This window comes from Pseudomonas sp. B34(2017), assembly GCF_002112915.1.
Lineage (GTDB): Bacteria > Pseudomonadota > Gammaproteobacteria > Pseudomonadales > Pseudomonadaceae > Aquipseudomonas > Aquipseudomonas pharyngis.
Map to the genome: position 1 here is coordinate 329752 of NZ_NEJA01000004.1, position 16855 is coordinate 346606.

The following is a 16855-nucleotide window of genomic DNA, read 5'->3' on the forward strand; positions in this document are numbered from 1 at the left end:
GGATCGATCCAACGCAACCCACCTCCGAGCGCCACATCCATGGAACGAACCACCCACCTCGGCACCCCGGCCCTGGAAAAAACCAGCGGCTGGATCAATGGCTTCATCGGCGTCGTGATCTTCAGCGGCTCGCTCCCCGCCACGCGGTTGGCGGTGCTGGAGTTCGACCCGGTGTTTCTCACCGTCATCCGCGCGACCATCGCCGGCGCCCTGGCGTTGTGCCTGTTGTGGCTGTTTCGCGAACGGCGTCCGGCGCGGGATCAGTGGTTCTCGTTGTTGATCGTGGCGCTGGGCGTGGTCGTGGGTTTCCCGCTGTTGACGGCCCTGGCGCTGCAATACGTGACGTCGGCGCACTCAATTGTGTTTGTAGGATTGCTGCCGCTGGCGACGGCGATTTTTGGTGTGTTGCGCGGTGGCGAACGGCCGCGTCCGGTGTTCTGGATTTTTTCGGTGCTGGGCAGTTCGCTGGTGGTCGGCTTCGCGATCTCGCAAGGCCTGACTGCCTCGCCCGCCGGCGATCTGCTGATGCTGGCGGCGATTCTCGCCTGCGGCCTCGGTTACGCCGAAGGCGCAAAACTGTCGCGCACCCTCGGCGGCTGGCAGGTGATTTGCTGGGCGCTGGTGTTGTCGTTGCCGGTGATGGCCGTGCTGAGCGTATGGCTTGCGCCCGCCTCGTTCAGCGGTATCAGCGTGTCGGCGTGGGTGTGTCTGGCTTACGTTTCGCTGTTCAGCATGCTGATCGGTTTCGTGTTCTGGTATCGCGGCCTGGCCCAGGGCGGGATTGCGGCGGTCGGACAGTTGCAATTGCTGCAGCCGTTTTTCGGCCTGGCACTGGCCGCGACCTTGCTCCATGAGCATGTCAGCGTGGGCATGCTGGTGGTTACGCTGGGGGTGATCCTGTGCGTGGCCGGGGCAAAGAAATTCGCCAGATAGTCTTCAACTCGCGCCAGCCTTCCATTCCCGCGGACTGAGCCCGGTCTTGCGTCGAAACGCCCGGGCCAGCGCCGAAGGACTTTCATAACCGACTTCTTCGGCAATCAGGGCGATCGGTCGTCCCTCGCGCAGGCGTTTCTGCGCGAGGCTGATCCGCCAGTTCACCAGATAATCCACCGGCGTCTGCCCCACCACCCGCCGGAAGTGGTCGGCGAAACCGGCGCGGGACAGGTTGGCGGCGCTCGCCAGTTCGGCGACGCTCCAGGCCTTGGCCGGTTGCTCGTGCATCAGGTTCAAGGCTCGGGAAATCTTCGGATCGGCCAGCCCGGCCATCATGCCCGGCTGCTGGTTGCGACTGCTGATTAGATGGCGCAACAACAGAATCACCAGCAACTCGAACAGCCGGTCCATCACCGCTTCACGGCCGCAATGGCCGTCGAAGGCTTCCCTGAACAGCCACTCCAGGGTGCTGGCCATTTCCGGCAGGTCGGCGAGTTTCAGCACCAGATAATCCGGCAGCGCTGCCGCCAAAGCATTGCCCGCGCCGCCGTCGAAGGTCAGCGAAGCGCACACCAGTTGCGTGCCCATGACTTCGTTGGCGAACAAGCGATGGGCCATGGGGCGCGGGAAAAAGATCAGGGTCGGTTCATTGAGCGAGACTTCAGGATCATTGCCCGGTTTGAGCAACAACTCCCCCGCCTGCAACAGGTGCACATGCCCGCACACCTGGTCGCCGCCGTAGGCGCTCACTCCACAGAACGTGCCGCTGTGAAAGGTGCCGGCATTGACGCCGAAATGGCTGAGCAACGTAGAAAGGCGATCCATGACTGATTCTCGCAAGGACAGGTTTGGACGATCTGTCGCATATCCTCGACGATTTGCACCCAAAGCACCAGCCGCGCTCAATAACATGACCTCCATCCCCGGCGCACTTCGCACCGGACTTTCGGAGAATCACCATGAGCCGCATCGCCCCTCTCAGCCTCGAAACCGCCACTGACGCCACTCGCCCAGTGCTTGAAGGCGTGCAGAAAAAAATCGGTTTCCTGCCCAACCTGTTCAAGACCCTGGCCGTTGCACCTGTCGCGCTGGATGCCTACGTGCAAATCTCGGCAACCCTGGGCAAGACATCCCTGAGTGCCAAGGAAAAAGAGGCGGTGTACCTGGCCACCTCGCAAGTCAACGGTTGCGACTATTGCCTGGCGGCGCACACTCTGTTCGCCAGCAAGGCCGGGCTGGCAGCAGAAGAAATCGTCGAAGCGCGTCATGGCCGGCTCAATGCCTTTGCCACCCTCGCCCATCAACTGACCGAAACCCGTGGTCACTTGAGCGATGAACAGATTGCCGCCGCCCGCGCTGCCGGCATCGACGACAAGAAGATCATCGAAGTGATCGCCCTCGTCGCTGTGCAAACCCTCACCAACTACCTGAACAACGCGGCACTCACCGACATCGATTTCCCTGCTATCGATGCCTGACCAGTGACCGGGGTCGATCTCAGTCGTGATCGACCCCGGCGCGTTTCAGCAATTTCTTGCAGCGTTCGGACAGGTGAAACACCTGCAACTGCTTGCCCGCCTTGGCATAGCGTTCGCGCAGGGTTTTCAGCGCGGCGATGGCCGAGTAATCGACAAAGCTCAGGTGCCGGCAATCCAGCGTCACCCGTTGCGGATCGCTGGCCGGGTCGAACTGATTGAGAAACGGCGTGGTCGAGGCAAAGAACAGTGTGCCGTGCAGGCGATAGAGTTTGCTGCCGTCCGCTTCCAGATGCTCATCGGCGTAAAGCTCGCGCGCTTGCTGCCAGGCAAAATTCAGCGCCGCGATAATGATCCCGCACAGCACGGCCGTGGCCAGGTCGGTAAACACCGTGATGGTGGTTACCGCGATGATCACCAGCACATCGTTGAGCGGCACTTTGTTCAGCACCCGCAACGAAGCCCAGGCAAACGTCTGCTGCGACACTACGAACATCACCCCCACCAGCGCCGCCAGCGGAATCCGCTCGATCAGCGGCGACAGAAACAGAATGAACAACAGAATCAGCACCCCCGCTACCACGCCAGACAACCGTCCGCGTCCGCCGGAACTGAGGTTGATCACGGTCTGGCCGATCATCGCGCAACCGCCCATACCGCCGAATGCACCGGAGACCACGTTTGCCGCCCCCAGCGCCACGCATTCGCGATCCGGGTAGCCACGGGTTTCGGTGATTTCGTCGGTGAGGTTGAGGGTCAGCAGGGTTTCCAGCAAACCGACCAGCGCCATCAGAATCGCGTAGGGCGCGATGATGCGCAGTGTGTCGAGATTCCACGGGATGTCCGGCAGCGCAAACGTCGGCAGGCCGCCGGCGATGTGCGCCATGTCGCCGAGGGTGCGAGTCGGCAGACCGAGCAGGTAGACCAGCAAGCCTACGCCGAGGATCGCCACCAGTGCCGGCGGCACCGCGCGGGTCAGGCGCGGCAGGATGTAGACGATGGCCATGGTCAGCAGCACCAGCCCGGTCATCAGGTACAGCGGCGTGCCGCTGAGCCACTGTTCGCCGCTCTTGAAATGCTCCAGTTGCGCCAATGCAATGATGATCGCCAGACCGTTGACGAACCCGAGCATCACCGGGTGCGGTACCATTCGCACGAGTTTGCCCAGCCGCAACAGCCCGAACGCCATCATGATCAAGCCGCCGAACAAAACCGTCGCCAACAGGTACTGCACGCCGTGCTGCACCACCAGCGCAACGATCACCACCGCCATCGAACCCGCCGCTCCGGAGACCATGCCCGGCCGGCCACCGAACAGCGCGGTCAGCGTGCAAATGATGAAGGCGCCGTACAGGCCCATCAGCGGATTGAGGTGAGCCACCAGCGCAAACGCAATGCATTCGGGCAACAGGGCAAACGAGGTGGTGAGTCCGGCCAGGACATCGGCGCGCAGACGAATCGGTTTCATGGCTTACCTGACAGAGTGGCCGACGGGCGCGGCCGCATGCATTGGCGCAAAAGAGCGCCGCGGAAAAAGAGGGTTGCGGATGTTACGCAAATGCACCGGCGTGGGCCAGTCATCGCTGACAACCGTCGGCACGCGCTTTATGCTGGCGCGCAGTTTTTGCCAGTGGAGCCTCGGATGCCGAGCGAATTGACCAGCCGCGAAGTGTGCCAGCGCTTGCGCGATGCCGCGCTGGGCGTGTGTGCCTTGCGGGTGATGGACGCGCGAGCGGATCGGGTTGCGGTCGACATTGAAGGCTGGCGCTTGCAACTGGACTTCGACGGCCAGCGCCTGCATCACTGCGCTGATTGTCTGTGCCCGGACGGTCGCGAATGGACGCTCGACACCCGGCAGCGCTTCGGCACCGATCCGGTCAGTCTGTTGAGTACCTGGGAACTGGCGCAGATCGAAGGCTTGTTGCGGCAACGTGAATGAGAGACGGCAATCAGAGTTGCTCAATGATGGCACTCTGCCCATAATTCGCCCCCCTCTTCTACGCGCAAGGAACTGCCGTGAAAAAATCGCTGTTGTTGATCCCGTTGTTTGCTCTGCTCCTGCAAGGCTGTGGCATGACCATGGCCCGTTACGAGCCAAGCTTCGACAATGTTCAGAAGCTCAAGCAAACCCCGCCGCTGCACGCGATCAGCAATCCACAGGTGACCGCTGAATCGGGCGAAGGCTCGTTGATGGTCCGCGCCAACCCGATCAAGTCGCCGACCGGCAGCATCCCGGCGCATATCCAGGACGCGATCACCGAAGAACTGCGCAAGGCTGGTCTGCTCGATCCGCAGGCGACGCGTCATCTGCAGGTACTGGTCGTGAAAAACCAGTTGAACGCTGGCATGGGTACCGGTGATGGCACCATCGCTGCGCGTTTCACCCTGCGCAATGGCAACGATGTGGTGTACGACGCCACCAAAGATGTCAGCCATCAGTGGAACAGCAGCTTTTTCGGCTTTATCGCGATTCCCAACGCGACCAACGCCTACAACCCGATGCTGCAGGACTTGCTGAAGAATCTGTACAGCGATCCACAGTTCATTCAGGCCCTGAAGTAAGGGCAAAAAAAAGAGCCGCGATTGCGGCTCTTTTTTTGCCCACTCGCTGGAGTGAGTCAGATACCCGAATACTTCGGACGGTTGCTATCGGCCCATTCCTTGAGCAACGCATTGACCTGCCGAGTGAATGTATCGGTCACCGCCGCTTTCGGCGTATTGAACGCCAGCGGGAGGAACCAGATGCCCATCCAGGTGCCGACCGCGTCGTGGTTACTCGCGGTGGACAGCGGCTGGCCTTGCTGATCGAGGGTTTCCAGGCTCATGGTGTACTGGTCGGTGGCATAGGCTGGAATGATCGTCATGCTCAGACCACTGATGAACGCCAGCACCAGCTGACCGCCATTCGGTGGATGGTTGTACATTTTCAGACGCAGGCTGTAGTCACCTGGCTGCTTCTCGAACTGGTCGAAGGTCACACGACCGAACAAACCCGAATCCTTCAGGACGGTTTGCAATTGCGGTTTGAGCATGTCCCGAGCTTGTGGCATTTCCACGGCGGAAGCGCTTTTCGGCTCGCCCTGGTAAAAGTCGAAATCGACATAGATGTTTGGCTTGTTGGCATAACTGGCCATCGATGGCAGCGTGACCGGAGCCACTTCGTCCTGGGTGAAACTGGCACAGCCGCCCAGCGCGAGCACCAGACCCAGCGCCAGGATTTTCCCGAATTGCATGATGTCTTCCCTAAAAGTGATATCAAAGAGCCTCCATTGCGGAGCACCGGGGCGGATTCTAGTGATCGTCTACGTTCAGGAAAAGACCTGATTCGGGAAAAACCTGAAAAAGAGTGCGCCAGCTCAGCTTTGGCGCAAATCGAGGGTGTACGTGTAATAGCCCGTATCGCGCACCCAACCGAGTGATTCGTACAAACCCTGGGCGCTGAAATTATCGGTGGCGGTTTCCAGCACCAGTCCCTTGGCGCCGGTTTCGACGGCGAAGTCGCGGACGGTGTTCATTAAAAGCCGCCCCACTCCACGGCCACGGGCGGCCGGCGTGGTGAACAGGTCGCTGAGCAGCCAGGTGCGATGGGCATCAATCGAGGAAAACGTCGGATACAGCTGGACGAATCCGAGCGCCTCACCGCTTTCATCCTCCACCAGAAAAATCGCCGATTCATTGCCGGCCATGCGCTCGGCAATAAAGGCTCGCGATTGCTCGAGGTTCGACGGCTGGCCATAAAAGCCGCGATAGGCGTCGAACAGCTTCGCCACCGCGTCGAGGTGAGTCGTCGTGGCGCGCAGGGCCCGGAGAGTCATTGGCCTTTTCCTGACGTTATTGAAATTGAAACCAGCATAGCGCCGAGAAACGAGTTCGCTGGCTTAATCGCTATATAGTTTTGTATATTTCGAACCCGAAATGGCCAGACCTCCATGCCGTCCATGAGCAGCATCCGCGCACGCAACCAGCAACTGATCCTGGCCGCCGCCAGTGAAGAATTCGCCGCCAACGGCTTCGACGCGACCCAGACCCGCGACATCGCCGCACGCGCCGGTGTGCCCAAAGCCAACCTGTATTACTACTTCCAGAGCAAGGAAAACCTCTACGGCAAAGTGCTGATCGGCTTCGTCGAACCGTTGCTGGAAGCCTCGGCGGTGCTGCGCGAAAGCGACGACCCACTGATTGGCCTGCGCGCCTACGTTGCCGCCCGCATCCGCATCGCCCGCGAGCATCCGGCGATCGCCAAGGTTTTCAGTAGTGAGTTGCTGCTCGGCGGCCGTCAGTTGCCCGACGAATGCCGCGACCTATTGCACGGTGAGGCACGGCGGAATGTCGAGTGCCTGCGCAGCTGGATCGACCGTGGTCTGCTGGCGCCGGTCGATCCCGAGCATTTGATGTTGTTCATCTGGTCGGCGACGCGCACCTACACCAACATTGGCTGGCAGATGGGGCGCATCACCGGGCGGGAGGTGCCGCAGGATGAGGATTATGCGGTGGCGGCGCAGACGATTACGCGGCTGGTGTTGAGCGGTGCCGTGTCCGAGCCGGTGAGTGATGTTCGCAGGTTGATGTTTGCGACCTGAACGTGAGAGTCAGGGCATCAGGTCCAGGGGCAGTGTCGCCTCTCCCGCCAAGCGTTCATGCCACGCCAGCAGCACATCAGGCACCCGCTTTTTCCATTTGGGAACGTTGGTGTAATACCGCGCCCTGACTTTGCGTTGCTCATCGAAAACCAATAGCACCAGCCAAACTCGGCCTCCCGGCGCGCTCATCAGAATCGCCGCGTTGCTGGAAGCCAGACCTCGCAGCCAGAACTCATTGACCTCACCCCCCGGCACATCACTAGAGGTCTCGCCGGCTGCCATTGAGCCGCTATTTTGCAGCAGCGTCTGATAGTCATTTTTGAGCAACGTGCGTAATGCCTGATCTTCTTGCTGCGTACGCACGACGCCAAGGCTCAGCAAGTCGTATTCAATCGCGATCGGTTGGTCAGATGCCACATACCTTCCATCGTAGTAAACGCCCATCCCGCCACCACAAGCCCCCTCACCGCCATCGGAATCAACATCCAGCAAACCGTTGAGGGCGCTGAATTTCAGGGTGCAGTTGCCTTCAGCGAAATGCGCTACGGCACCGTCGATTGTGGCCACACCGTCCATGTCACCAGAGTTGCCACCATTTGACGCAGAAACATCAAAGGCAATATGCGTGGCGTCCACACGCTTGGTTATGACTTCTGCCGCCGATGAAACGCCCCACGGAATCATCTGCCAGGTGGCATCCCAGCTGAAAGGCTTGGCCACGTATTCAAGCGCTTTCAGACGCATCAAATATTCACGGCGCAGGCAGGAGCTATTGGCAGCGCATTGATTGCGCTGTTTCAACCATGAACGCTGATCAGCCTTGAGCGCTTGCGGGTCAGCCACCTGCGCCAACGTTGTCCGCCAGAGCGCCCCGAGTTTCTCATCGAGACTCGAGGTATACGGATCCGCACAAACGGCCTTTTCAACGGGGCTGGAAGCGCCGGCGCAGTCAAAACTGGCAGCGTGGGACGTGGTAGCAAATACGAGACACGTCAGCAGCAAGGCGTGACGGAGATTGAAAGCGAGCATCGACAGATTCCATTCCTGAGGCGGCGGCAGTATGCCGGGCTCGGGCTATCGATGCTCTGGATTTTTCACTGGTTGCTGGCGGACAACCGGGCTCTAGCGCAAGAAAGAGTCAGAATGTGATCCCGGCCGCCGGCTTCACATCGATCCGCGCCACGGAACCGGTCAGGTGCGCCCAGTCCTTGTTGTGTTCGGCGATGATGTCTTCGGCGCTCATGTTGCCGTTGTCGACCGTCGTATGGGCGTCGGCCGCCAGCTCCACGTCGTAGCCCAACTGGTGGGCCTGACGCACGGTGGCGTTGACGCAGTAATCGGTTTGCATGCCGCAGATCACCAGGCGGTCGAAGTCTTCCCGGGGGATCAGTTTCTGCAGATTGGTCTGGTAGAACGAGTCGTTGGCGGTCTTGTCGACGCGCAGATCGCCAGGTGCAGTGTTCAGGCCTTCAGCCAATTGCCAGCCTTCGGCGCCGTGGGCGAACGGGCTGTCCTTTTCGTTGTGCTGGATCAGCACCACCGGCACACCCGACTGGCGCGCACGGGCGCTGAGGCCGTTGATGGTGTCGATTACCCGTTTGGCGTCGTGGCACTCGTATTCGCCCGCGCACAGGGCGCGCTGGACATCGATGATCAGCAATGCGGTGGTCATGGTGAGCCTTCCTTGATCGGTCCTTGGACAGGGGCGGACCTGTGCCCGCCCCCTTTTTACTCCGCTCAGTAACCCAATGACAACCCGGTGTTGCGCCGTGGATCGTTGGCGCCGTAGAAGCGGTTCTTTCCGACTGGTTTACCCCCCAGCGACGGTGCACCGACCAGAATCGCAGCGATGTGGTTGGCGTCCTGCGGACCCGCGAACTTGTGGCCCCAGCTCTCGAGAATCTTCTTCGTGTCGGGGCTGGCGGCGAAGTCTTCGAGGTTGGTTTCCTCCGGCATCCACTGCTGGTGGAAACGTGGCGCGTCGACCGCTTCCTGCAGGCCCATGCCGTAGTCGATGACGTTGAGCATGGTCAGCAACGTCGCGGTAATGATGCGACTGCCACCCGGCGTACCGACCACCATCACCACTTTGCCGTCCTTGGTGACGATAGTCGGGCTCATCGAGGACAGCGGCGCCTTGCCCGGAGCAATGGCGTTGGCCTCACCCTGCACCAGGCCGTACATGTTCGGTACGCCGACCTTGGAAGTGAAGTCGTCCATTTCATCGTTGAGGATCACCCCGGTCTTGCTCGCCATCACACCCGCGCCGAACCAGTCGTTGAGGGTGTAGGTGACCGAGACCGCGTTGCCCCACTTGTCGACGATCGAATAGTGCGTGGTGTTGCTGCCTTCATGGGGCGCGACGCCGGGTTTGAGTTCTGCCGACACACCGGCCTTCTGCGGCTGGATCGCGTTGCGCAGCTTGGTCGCGTAGTTCTTGTCCAGCAGGTGTTCGATCGGATTCTTCACGAAATCCGGGTCGCCCAGATAGCTGTTGCGATCCACGTACGCGTGGCGCATCGCCTCAATCTGGTAGTGCATGCCTTGGGCCGAATGGAAGCCCAGATCCTTCATTGGATAGCCTTCGAGGATGTTCATGATCTGGCAGATCACGACGCCACCGGAGCTTGGCGGCGGTGCCGATACGACGTGATAGCCGCGATAGTCGCACTCCACCGGGGCCAGTTCGCGGGTCTTGTATTTGTCGAGGTCGGCCTGGGTAATGATGCCCTTGTTGGCCTGGCTGGAGGTAACGATGGCGTCGGCCACCCAGCCTTTATAAAAACCGTCGGCGCCTTTTTCGGAAATGGTGCGCAGGGTTTTACCCAGGTCCTTCTGCACCAGTTTCTGCCCGACCTGCATCGGCTCGCCGTTGCTCAGAAAGATCGCGCCGGAATCCTTGATGTCTTTCTTGAACACGTCCGTGGCGTACTCCAAAAGCTCGACGTCGCCCTGTTCCAGTTCAAACCCTTCTTCAGCCAGTTTGATGGCCGGGGCAATCATTTCCTTGCGCGGTTTGGTGCCGTACTTGCTCAGTGCCAGCTCCATGCCGGACACGGTGCCCGGAACGCCGACCGCGAGGTGGCCACGGGTGCTCAGATCAGGGATGACGTTGCCGTCCTTGTCGAGGTACATGTTGGCCGTCGCGGCCAGCGGGACTTTTTCGCGGAAGTCGAGGAAGGTCTTGCGTCCGTCCGCCAGTTGAATGGTCATGAAACCACCGCCACCGAGGTTGCCCGCCGCCGGGTAAACCACTGCCAGTGCATAACCCACGGCGACCGCCGCATCCACCGCGTTGCCACCACTTTTCAGCACGTCGACACCCACGTGAGTGGCCAGGTGCTGCGCGGTGACCACCATGCCGTTTTCGGCGGCCACCGGGGCAACCGAAGCCGCATGGGCCATAAGGCAGCTGAGCGCCAATGAGGTCGCAATCAGCGATTTGGCAAAAGGTTCGTACTTCATGAGTCGGTCTCTTCTTTTTATAAGGTAGGAAAGCGCTTCAAGAGCATCAGCCAGTATGGTCGCGATTACGGTTTGCGCCTCCCTGATCCGGCAGTATGCTGGGCGCAGTTTTCGCCCCCGTACCGGAGTTTTTCCCATGGCTTACACGTTCATCACCCTGCCCTCGCCCGTCGGCGAGTTGAAGCTGGTCGCGAACGGCTCACGTCTGGCCGCCATCCTCTGGGAAAACGACAAACCGAACCGGGTGCGCCTGGGGCCGATGAGCGAGGCACCGGACAATCCGCTGTTGCTGAAAACCGCGCGACAGCTGGAAGAATATTTTGCAGGAACGCGAAACGCGTTCGATCTGGAGCTGGACTTTGCCGGCACCGAATTCCAGAAAAAGGTCTGGGCCGCGTTGCTGACCATTCCGTTTGGCGAAACCCGCACCTACAGCCAGATTGCCGAACAGATCGGCCACCCGAGTGCGGTGCGTGCGGTCGGCGCGGCAAACGGGCGCAATCCGATTTCGATCATTGCGCCGTGCCATCGAGTCATCGGCGCCTCAGGCAAACTGACCGGTTTTGCCGGAGGCCTGGAAGCCAAGGAGCGTCTGCTGACCCTGGAGGGTGGCCAGTGGTCGAACATTGGTAAAACCGGTGACTTGTTTTAACTGCCAAACAGGTTATTCATCGCCGCGTATTGCAGCAGCATGATGGTCTTGGCATCGCAGATCTCGCCTCGCTGGAACGCCGCCAGCGCGTCGTCGAAACGCCACTCCAGCACTTCCAGTTCTTCGGTCTCTTCTTCCAGACCGCCCCCTTCACTGACCTTTGACGAGGCATCGTACTCGGCGATGAAAAAGTGCAATTTCTCGGTCACCGAGCCGGGGCTCATGTAGGCCTCGAACACCTTCTTCACGTCATGCACGCGGTAACCGGTTTCTTCCTCGGCCTCGTCGCGGATGCGCTGCTCCGGCGCCGCGCCTTCGAGCAGTCCGGCCGCCACTTCAATCAGCAAACCGTCGTGACCGTTGACGAACACCGGCAGGCGGAACTGTCGGGTCAGCACCACGGTGCGTTGCTCGCGGTTGAACAGCAGAATCGCCGCGCCATTGCCACGGTCGTAGACCTCGCGCGTCTGGCGCTGCCAGTCACCGTTGTTGCGGTGATAGTCGAAGGTGATTTTCTTCAGCAGATACCAGTCGTGGGACAACACCTGGGTATCGACGATGTTGACCCGCTCGGCTGTGTTAGACATGACGCCTGATCCTTTTTTGTCATCGGAAGATGGCCATGGTAGGTGAAATGATGCGAACCGCCGACGAAAAAAAGCCCGGCAGCGCTACCGGGCTTTCCTTCATTGACTACTGATGTGCCACGTTCACCGTCGCTGCATCAGCACCCTGTGCCGCAGAGGGCGCGCCGTGAATCAGCGGCCCATAACGCCGACAGAACTCCCAGTTGTACGGCACGCGATCCTTGCTGGTGCCATTGTCCCAGTTCACCGACCAGGTCATCAGGCCCTTGATCGGATGCCCTTTGACCGCCAGGCGTTTCATCGCGTTGCCGACCACGGTCTTGTCGATCACGTAACCGGTGGCGGCGGCATCGACGTTGGCCGGCAGGCCGATGACGAACTTGTCCGCCGGGATCCTGGTGAAACCGCGAGTGCCGGTCACCAGGCTCTCGGTCAGGTAATAGAGGAAATCCTCTTTCATCGCGTCGTTGTTCTGGGCGATCCACGCTCCGCTGCCGTTATTGGCTTCCGGCACCCAGACCCCGTCACCACCCTGGTTGTAGAACTGCGGAGCGATGAAGTCGTAATAGCCTTCCAGCGCCTGCAGATATCCGACGTATTTGCCGGAGGCGGTCAAGTACGGAAACTCCGGCGCCATGCTGATGATGAAATGCTTGCCTTCGCCTGCGTAGTGATCCTTGACCAGTTTCAGCGCGGCCGGCAGGACGGTCTTGTTGGCAGCGAAATCAATCGCGCTCTGCTCAAGATCGATGTCCAGGCCGTCAAAGCCGTAGGTTTCCACCAGACGGATGATTTCGTTGGCCAGCGGTTGCTCCTGACCGGCGCGCAACTCGATGTGCGCATCGGCACCGCCCAGGGAAATCAGCACCGCCCGCCCCTGACTGTTGAGCACGCCGACCTGACGGCGAAACTCGGCATCGGAGACGTTGAACGGCTTGAAGGTCGGAATCCCGCTGCCCTTCATGAAGGCCACCGCGACCACGTTGTATTCCTTCGGGACGTTTTCCAGGGTGATGTTGGCGAACTGGCCGCGCTGGTAACCATCGCTCGGGCCGGCCGGCCAGTTGTGCCAGAAACCCATGAGGATCTTCTTGCCGGCAAGGCTCGGCATCAGCGATGCCGCATCGCTGGCCTGGTTATTCAATAGGGTGAAGTCAATGTTTGACATGTTCTAATCCTTCAGAACGTGTGGGTGGACGTTGCGGACTTATTTGAAGTCCACATCGAAGGCCTGATAGAAGGCGTTGCCGGTGTTGGCGACGATCCACATCAGAACGATGACGTGATGCCCCTGCTTGTTGCCCGGCAGTTGCACCGTGTGGGTGACCTTGGCTTTCAATTCCGCCGCATGACTGTAGTACGGCACTTGCGGATAGAAATCCTCGGCAAACGGTTGCGCTTCCAATTGCGCTCGGGTGATGCGTTGTTTCGGGTCCCAGCCATCTCTGGTGATCAGCCAGCGGTAACCGCGAGTGGTGTGCGGCGCGGTGTATTCCCATTTGACCTCAAGGGTCTGGCCGGGAGTGACATTGAGCAGTGGCCAGGAGAACGGGCGCCCGAGTTTCTTGCTCATTTCTTCTGCGGTGAAGTTCACACAGTCACGTGCGTCGTTCTTGCCGCCACTGAGAATATAGCCGTCAGCGGGCGGTACGACGCTCGGGTTGTCGCTTTCGAACGGCGCGGGGAACGGACCAGCCGCGAGTGCCGGGAAGTTCTTGCCGCCCTCCATTTCATTGACCTGCCAGCCACCGAGCAATCCTTGCTCGATGGCCACCGCGCCGCGGCTTGCAGGGGAAATGACGCGACCGTGTCGCAGTTGGGTTTGAGCTTGTGGTTGGTTCATGTTTTTCACTCCGTTGATTTAAGAACTCTCCAGTCCGAGGAGAGGCCTTCAAGCTAACGGAGGGGGATTTTTTGTCCATCGGCGGTTTTGTCGCAGTCGGCCTCGGCGAAACTTCAAAAATGCCGAAAACACTGTATATAAACACAGCTCATTGCGACGACGCTCACTCAACGCATGGCAAAAAGACTACACCGCGTCATTACAAACACCTGCGTTCACCGGTTCAGGGAAGCTGCGCTCTGAACTCCTTTTCATACTGCCCGGCGAGCTGTTCCTTTTGCTTGTCGTCGAGCAGCTTGCCGGCCATCTGGAAGAATTTCTGCTCTTCCTCCTGCAAGTGGTGATGGACCTTATCCGCGAGCTTTTTTGCCATCGCCAGCCAGGCCGGGCTGGACATGTCGGTCTCGTCGAGCTCTTCCATCATCTCGTCCATTTCATGGTGTTCGGCAATGGCATGGCGACTGAGGTCGACACCCTTGTCGATCTCCATCAACGGGATATAGAAGTGGCGCTCTTCGGCGGTTTCGTGGGCCTGCAGCTCAGCTTTCAGCTGTTTGTAGGCCTCAACCCTTTCCGGGGTGTCACCGCTGGTCTTGATCAACGATTTCGCGTAGGTCCGCTGACGATCGTGGCTTTCACGCAGGGCTTCGAAAATGTTCATGGAATCTCCCAGGCAAACGCGTACCGGATGGACGCCCTGAAGGGCTAGACCGCGGCGCAGGAGCGACGGTTCCAAGCGATTGCTTCAATCGGCTGTGGCGCGATAGGCTGCCGATTCATTACTACAAGGAAGACAACATGACGTTGCGGATCGAGCTGTCGCAGGACCCCACCGAAGAACAGCGCGCGGCCATCCTGGCGCCGCTGCGTGCCTACAACATTGCCAAGGCCGGGCCGTCGCTGTACGAACCGGTCGCGCTGCTGGTGCGCGACGACAACGACGCGATCCTCGGTGGCCTCTATGGGCACACGTTCTATCGATGGCTGTTTATCGAGTTGCTGGCGGTGCCGGAACAAGGCCGGGGACAGGGCATCGGCTCGAAGCTGATGAACATGGTCGAGGAATTCGCCCGGGAAAAAGACTGCGTGGGGATCTGGCTCGATACCTTTGATTTTCAGGCGCCCGGGTTCTACAAAAAACTGGGTTATAGCGAGTGTGGCGAGATTGTGGATTATCCGCTGGGGCACAAGCGGCATTTCTTCCAGAAACGCTTGATTGATTGATTTCAGCGACCCTCGCCCGCAGGCTGGTGAGGGTCGCAAAATCAACGCATCCAGCCGCCCGTTACAGACAGGTCGCCAGCGCCGCCAAGCGGCGCTTGGCCACAAAATCATCCTTCTGCGCGTAATAATTCAGCACCGTGCCGGACGCATCCGTGCTCAAGTCGACAAACGACTCCGCCGAGCGCGTATAGACCGTGGAACCGCCCTTCTTGCCCGGTTGCAGATACGCCGCCGCGTCCACGCCGAACACCGCTTCGTCCTGCCAGGCAAATTGCACGCACTGGGCCACGACTTTTTCGGGTTTGTCCGAATTCAGGGTCTTGTAAGGGGTTTGCGTGCGGGCGTCTTCCATCGCCGAACCCGCGCAACCGGCCAGCAGGGCTGCCGCCAGTGCCACCATCAGCATTCGCATTGCATTCGCTCATTCGGAAAAAAGCGGACTGTATCACCGCACCGGCAAAAATCGTTCTGCTTTACTGCATTTAAAACGCGACACATGCCGGCGCCTGCGGCACATTAACGGTGACCAGCCTCACAAGGAAAGCCCATGGCGCCTACTGACCAGCGACACGAACAAGCCTTGAAACTGTTTCTCGATGCACGCCCCGAGCTGCGCGAAGCCCTCGACCACCTCAACCCGCTGCTGGCCCAAGCCAAGGGCGAAACTCCGGCGCAGTACCGCGAAGAACGCCTGCACGAAGCCTTCGAAGCCGAGGCCGAAAGCCAAGGTTTGTTTGCCTGGGAACTGACGTTGCAGCTCACCGCCGCGACGCCCGAGGAGTATCAGGCGCAACGCCTGGAAGTGCATCGTGAAGTGGCGGAAATGGCCGGGATGGACTGGCTGGAATATTGCGATCTGTATGGCATAGAACCGTAAACCCCGCTCAAGGACGCTGCCTCGATGCTGCCTTCCACCTCGACCCACCGCGCCAGCCCCGGACATCTTCACATACAGAAATGGCGCGGCCGTGTGGGCCTGGCGCTGGTTGCCAGCCTGTCGGTACTGGCCGGCATGACCGACGCCATCGGCTTCATGGCCAGCGGCGATTTCGTTTCCTTTATGAGCGGCAACACCACGCGGCTGGCGGTGGCGATCAGTGATGGCGACAGCGGACTGACATTAAGGCTGATCCTGCTGGTCGCGACGTTCATTGTCGGTAATGCACTCGGGGTTGTGGTCAGCCGACTGGGTGGTCGGCGGGCGCTGCCCTTGTTGTTGTCCATCGCCGCTCTGCTCTGCTTGGCAGCCTGGCCCTTTGACACGCAACTGCCGGCCCTGCTGGCGGCGATCATTGCGATGGGCATGCTCAACGCGGCGGTGGAAGAAGTGAACGGCCTGCCGGTCGGGCTGACGTACGTCACCGGCGCCCTGTCCCGATTCGGCCGTGGATTGGGCCGCTGGGTGCTCGGCGAACGGCGAAGCGGCTGGCGGGTGCAACTGGTGCCGTGGAGCGGAATGCTGGTCGGCGCCATTCTGGGGGCAGCGCTGGAACATCATCTGGGACTCAAGGCCATGTTGGTCAGCGGTATGTTCGCCGCCGTACTGGGGCTGCTGACCCTGAAAATTCCGCGGCGCTGGCAGCTGGGCTACATGCCGCGCTGACGGACGCCTGCTCGTATCGAGACGGGCGCGGGAAACATCCACTTCGCCGCCCCGCCGAGAAAGCTTTATCATGGCCGCAGTTTTGCTGATCGAGTCCGTCATGAAGTTCGCCATTGCGCTGTTTTCCGCCGCCCATGCGCCCTCCTCGCGCCGCGCCCTGCTGTTCGCCCAGGCTGCGCTGGCCGGCGGGCATGAGATTGTCCGGCTGTTTTTCTATCAGGACGGGGTCCACAACGCGTCCGACGCCGTGGTCACGCCGCAGGACGAACTGGACCTGCCCAAACAGTGGCGAACCTTCATCAGCGAACAGAACCTCGATGGCGTGGTGTGCATCGCCGCCGCCCTGCGCCGTGGCGTGTTGAATGCCGAGGAAGCCGGGCGTTATCAGCGTGATGCCGTGGCCGTCAGCGCGCCGTGGGAATTGTCCGGCCTCGGTCAGTTGCATGACGCGGTGCAGGATGCCGACCGCCTCATCTGTTTCGGAGGCGCATGA

General features: G+C 60.3%; 21 protein-coding genes and 1 pseudogene. 10 read left to right on the forward strand and 12 right to left on the reverse strand.

The window, feature by feature from the left end; genetic code table 11:
* Positions 1-39: 39 nt before the first annotated feature.
* Positions 40-933 (forward strand): DMT family transporter, encoded by an 894-nt coding sequence (locus CAF80_RS14925; RefSeq protein WP_085667545.1) that lies wholly within the window; start codon positions 40-42, stop codon positions 931-933.
* Between the two features lie 3 nt (positions 934-936).
* Here the strand turns inward: CAF80_RS14925 and CAF80_RS14930 are convergent, their stop codons facing one another.
* Positions 937-1758 carry an AraC family transcriptional regulator gene (locus tag CAF80_RS14930; RefSeq protein WP_085667544.1) on the reverse strand — a complete coding sequence of 274 codons (822 nt, stop codon included), beginning with the start codon at positions 1756-1758 and terminating at the stop codon, positions 937-939.
* Positions 1759-1892: 134 nt separating this feature from the next.
* Here CAF80_RS14930 and CAF80_RS14935 point away from each other — a divergent pair, with 134 nt between their 5' ends.
* Positions 1893-2411 (forward strand): carboxymuconolactone decarboxylase family protein, encoded by a 519-nt coding sequence (locus tag CAF80_RS14935; RefSeq protein ID WP_085667543.1) that lies wholly within the window; start codon positions 1893-1895, stop codon positions 2409-2411.
* Between the two features lie 19 nt (positions 2412-2430).
* Here CAF80_RS14935 and CAF80_RS14940 read toward each other — a convergent pair whose 3' ends face one another.
* Positions 2431-3876, reverse strand: coding sequence for a SulP family inorganic anion transporter (locus CAF80_RS14940; RefSeq protein WP_085667542.1), 1446 nt, complete (start codon positions 3874-3876; stop codon positions 2431-2433).
* Positions 3877-4050: 174 nt separating this feature from the next.
* On the opposite strand from CAF80_RS14940, the gene CAF80_RS14945 reads away from it, so the two are divergent.
* Together CAF80_RS14945 and CAF80_RS14950 are read left to right on the forward strand one after the other, a co-directional pair.
* Positions 4051-4347: a hypothetical protein gene (locus tag CAF80_RS14945; protein ID WP_085667541.1), complete on the forward strand. Its 297-nt coding sequence runs from the start codon at positions 4051-4053 to the stop codon at positions 4345-4347.
* Between the two features lie 77 nt (positions 4348-4424).
* The gene (locus CAF80_RS14950; RefSeq protein ID WP_039767367.1) at positions 4425-4970 is read left to right on the forward strand and encodes a hypothetical protein; all 546 of its coding nucleotides are present in this window, start codon (positions 4425-4427) and stop codon (positions 4968-4970) included.
* 56 nt (positions 4971-5026) lie between these two features.
* Here the strand turns inward: CAF80_RS14950 and CAF80_RS14955 are convergent, their stop codons facing one another.
* Positions 5027-5641 (reverse strand): hypothetical protein, encoded by a 615-nt coding sequence (locus CAF80_RS14955; RefSeq protein WP_074688914.1) that lies wholly within the window; start codon positions 5639-5641, stop codon positions 5027-5029.
* Between the two features lie 123 nt (positions 5642-5764).
* The gene (locus CAF80_RS14960; protein WP_074688916.1) at positions 5765-6223 is read right to left on the reverse strand and encodes a GNAT family N-acetyltransferase; all 459 of its coding nucleotides are present in this window, start codon (positions 6221-6223) and stop codon (positions 5765-5767) included.
* A gap of 123 nt (positions 6224-6346) precedes the next feature.
* Here CAF80_RS14960 and CAF80_RS14965 point away from each other — a divergent pair, with 123 nt between their 5' ends.
* Positions 6347-6988, forward strand: coding sequence for a TetR/AcrR family transcriptional regulator (locus tag CAF80_RS14965; protein WP_074689303.1), 642 nt, complete (start codon positions 6347-6349; stop codon positions 6986-6988).
* Positions 6989-6997: 9 nt separating this feature from the next.
* Here CAF80_RS14965 and CAF80_RS14970 read toward each other — a convergent pair whose 3' ends face one another.
* The 3 genes from CAF80_RS14970 to ggt form a co-directional block, all read right to left on the reverse strand.
* A complete protein-coding gene (locus CAF80_RS14970) occupies positions 6998-8017 on the reverse strand; it encodes a lysozyme inhibitor LprI family protein (RefSeq protein WP_074688918.1) in 1020 nt (339 codons plus the stop codon).
* 109 nt (positions 8018-8126) lie between these two features.
* A complete protein-coding gene (locus CAF80_RS14975; RefSeq protein WP_039767374.1) occupies positions 8127-8660 on the reverse strand; it encodes a cysteine hydrolase family protein in 534 nt (177 codons plus the stop codon).
* A gap of 65 nt (positions 8661-8725) precedes the next feature.
* The gene (gene ggt, locus CAF80_RS14980; protein ID WP_085667540.1) at positions 8726-10453 is read right to left on the reverse strand and encodes a gamma-glutamyltransferase; all 1728 of its coding nucleotides are present in this window, start codon (positions 10451-10453) and stop codon (positions 8726-8728) included.
* A gap of 136 nt (positions 10454-10589) precedes the next feature.
* Here ggt and CAF80_RS14985 point away from each other — a divergent pair, with 136 nt between their 5' ends.
* A complete protein-coding gene (locus tag CAF80_RS14985) occupies positions 10590-11105 on the forward strand; it encodes a methylated-DNA--[protein]-cysteine S-methyltransferase (RefSeq protein WP_074688920.1) in 516 nt (171 codons plus the stop codon).
* Here CAF80_RS14985 and CAF80_RS14990 read toward each other — a convergent pair.
* From CAF80_RS14990 to CAF80_RS15005, 4 genes and pseudogenes are all read right to left on the reverse strand, one after another.
* The gene (locus CAF80_RS14990; protein ID WP_074688922.1) at positions 11102-11692 is read right to left on the reverse strand and encodes an NUDIX domain-containing protein; all 591 of its coding nucleotides are present in this window, start codon (positions 11690-11692) and stop codon (positions 11102-11104) included. The two genes, CAF80_RS14985 and CAF80_RS14990, sit on opposite strands and share 4 nt — an antisense overlap.
* 142 nt (positions 11693-11834) lie before the next feature.
* A pseudogene (locus tag CAF80_RS14995) lies at positions 11835-12860 on the reverse strand (chitinase); the annotation flags it as partial.
* Between the two features lie 39 nt (positions 12861-12899).
* Positions 12900-13535 carry a lytic polysaccharide monooxygenase auxiliary activity family 9 protein gene (locus CAF80_RS15000; RefSeq protein WP_039767385.1) on the reverse strand — a complete coding sequence of 212 codons (636 nt, stop codon included), beginning with the start codon at positions 13533-13535 and terminating at the stop codon, positions 12900-12902.
* Between the two features lie 223 nt (positions 13536-13758).
* Entirely contained in the window at positions 13759-14196 is a 438-nt protein-coding gene (locus tag CAF80_RS15005) for a hemerythrin domain-containing protein (RefSeq protein WP_039767386.1), read from the reverse strand.
* 137 nt (positions 14197-14333) lie between these two features.
* On the opposite strand from CAF80_RS15005, the gene CAF80_RS15010 reads away from it, so the two are divergent.
* Positions 14334-14759: an N-acetyltransferase gene (locus tag CAF80_RS15010; protein ID WP_074688926.1), complete on the forward strand. Its 426-nt coding sequence runs from the start codon at positions 14334-14336 to the stop codon at positions 14757-14759.
* A 61-nt stretch (positions 14760-14820) separates the two neighbouring features.
* Here the strand turns inward: CAF80_RS15010 and CAF80_RS15015 are convergent, their stop codons facing one another.
* A complete protein-coding gene (locus tag CAF80_RS15015) occupies positions 14821-15171 on the reverse strand; it encodes a hypothetical protein (RefSeq protein ID WP_074688928.1) in 351 nt (116 codons plus the stop codon).
* A gap of 135 nt (positions 15172-15306) precedes the next feature.
* On the opposite strand from CAF80_RS15015, the gene CAF80_RS15020 reads away from it, so the two are divergent.
* From CAF80_RS15020 to tusD, 3 genes are all read left to right on the forward strand, one after another.
* Positions 15307-15636: a DUF6388 family protein gene (locus CAF80_RS15020; RefSeq protein ID WP_064597709.1), complete on the forward strand. Its 330-nt coding sequence runs from the start codon at positions 15307-15309 to the stop codon at positions 15634-15636.
* Positions 15637-15660: 24 nt separating this feature from the next.
* Positions 15661-16362, forward strand: coding sequence for a YoaK family protein (locus CAF80_RS15025; RefSeq protein WP_074688930.1), 702 nt, complete (start codon positions 15661-15663; stop codon positions 16360-16362).
* Positions 16363-16462: 100 nt separating this feature from the next.
* A complete protein-coding gene (tusD, locus tag CAF80_RS15030; RefSeq protein WP_074689306.1) occupies positions 16463-16855 on the forward strand; it encodes a sulfurtransferase complex subunit TusD in 393 nt (130 codons plus the stop codon).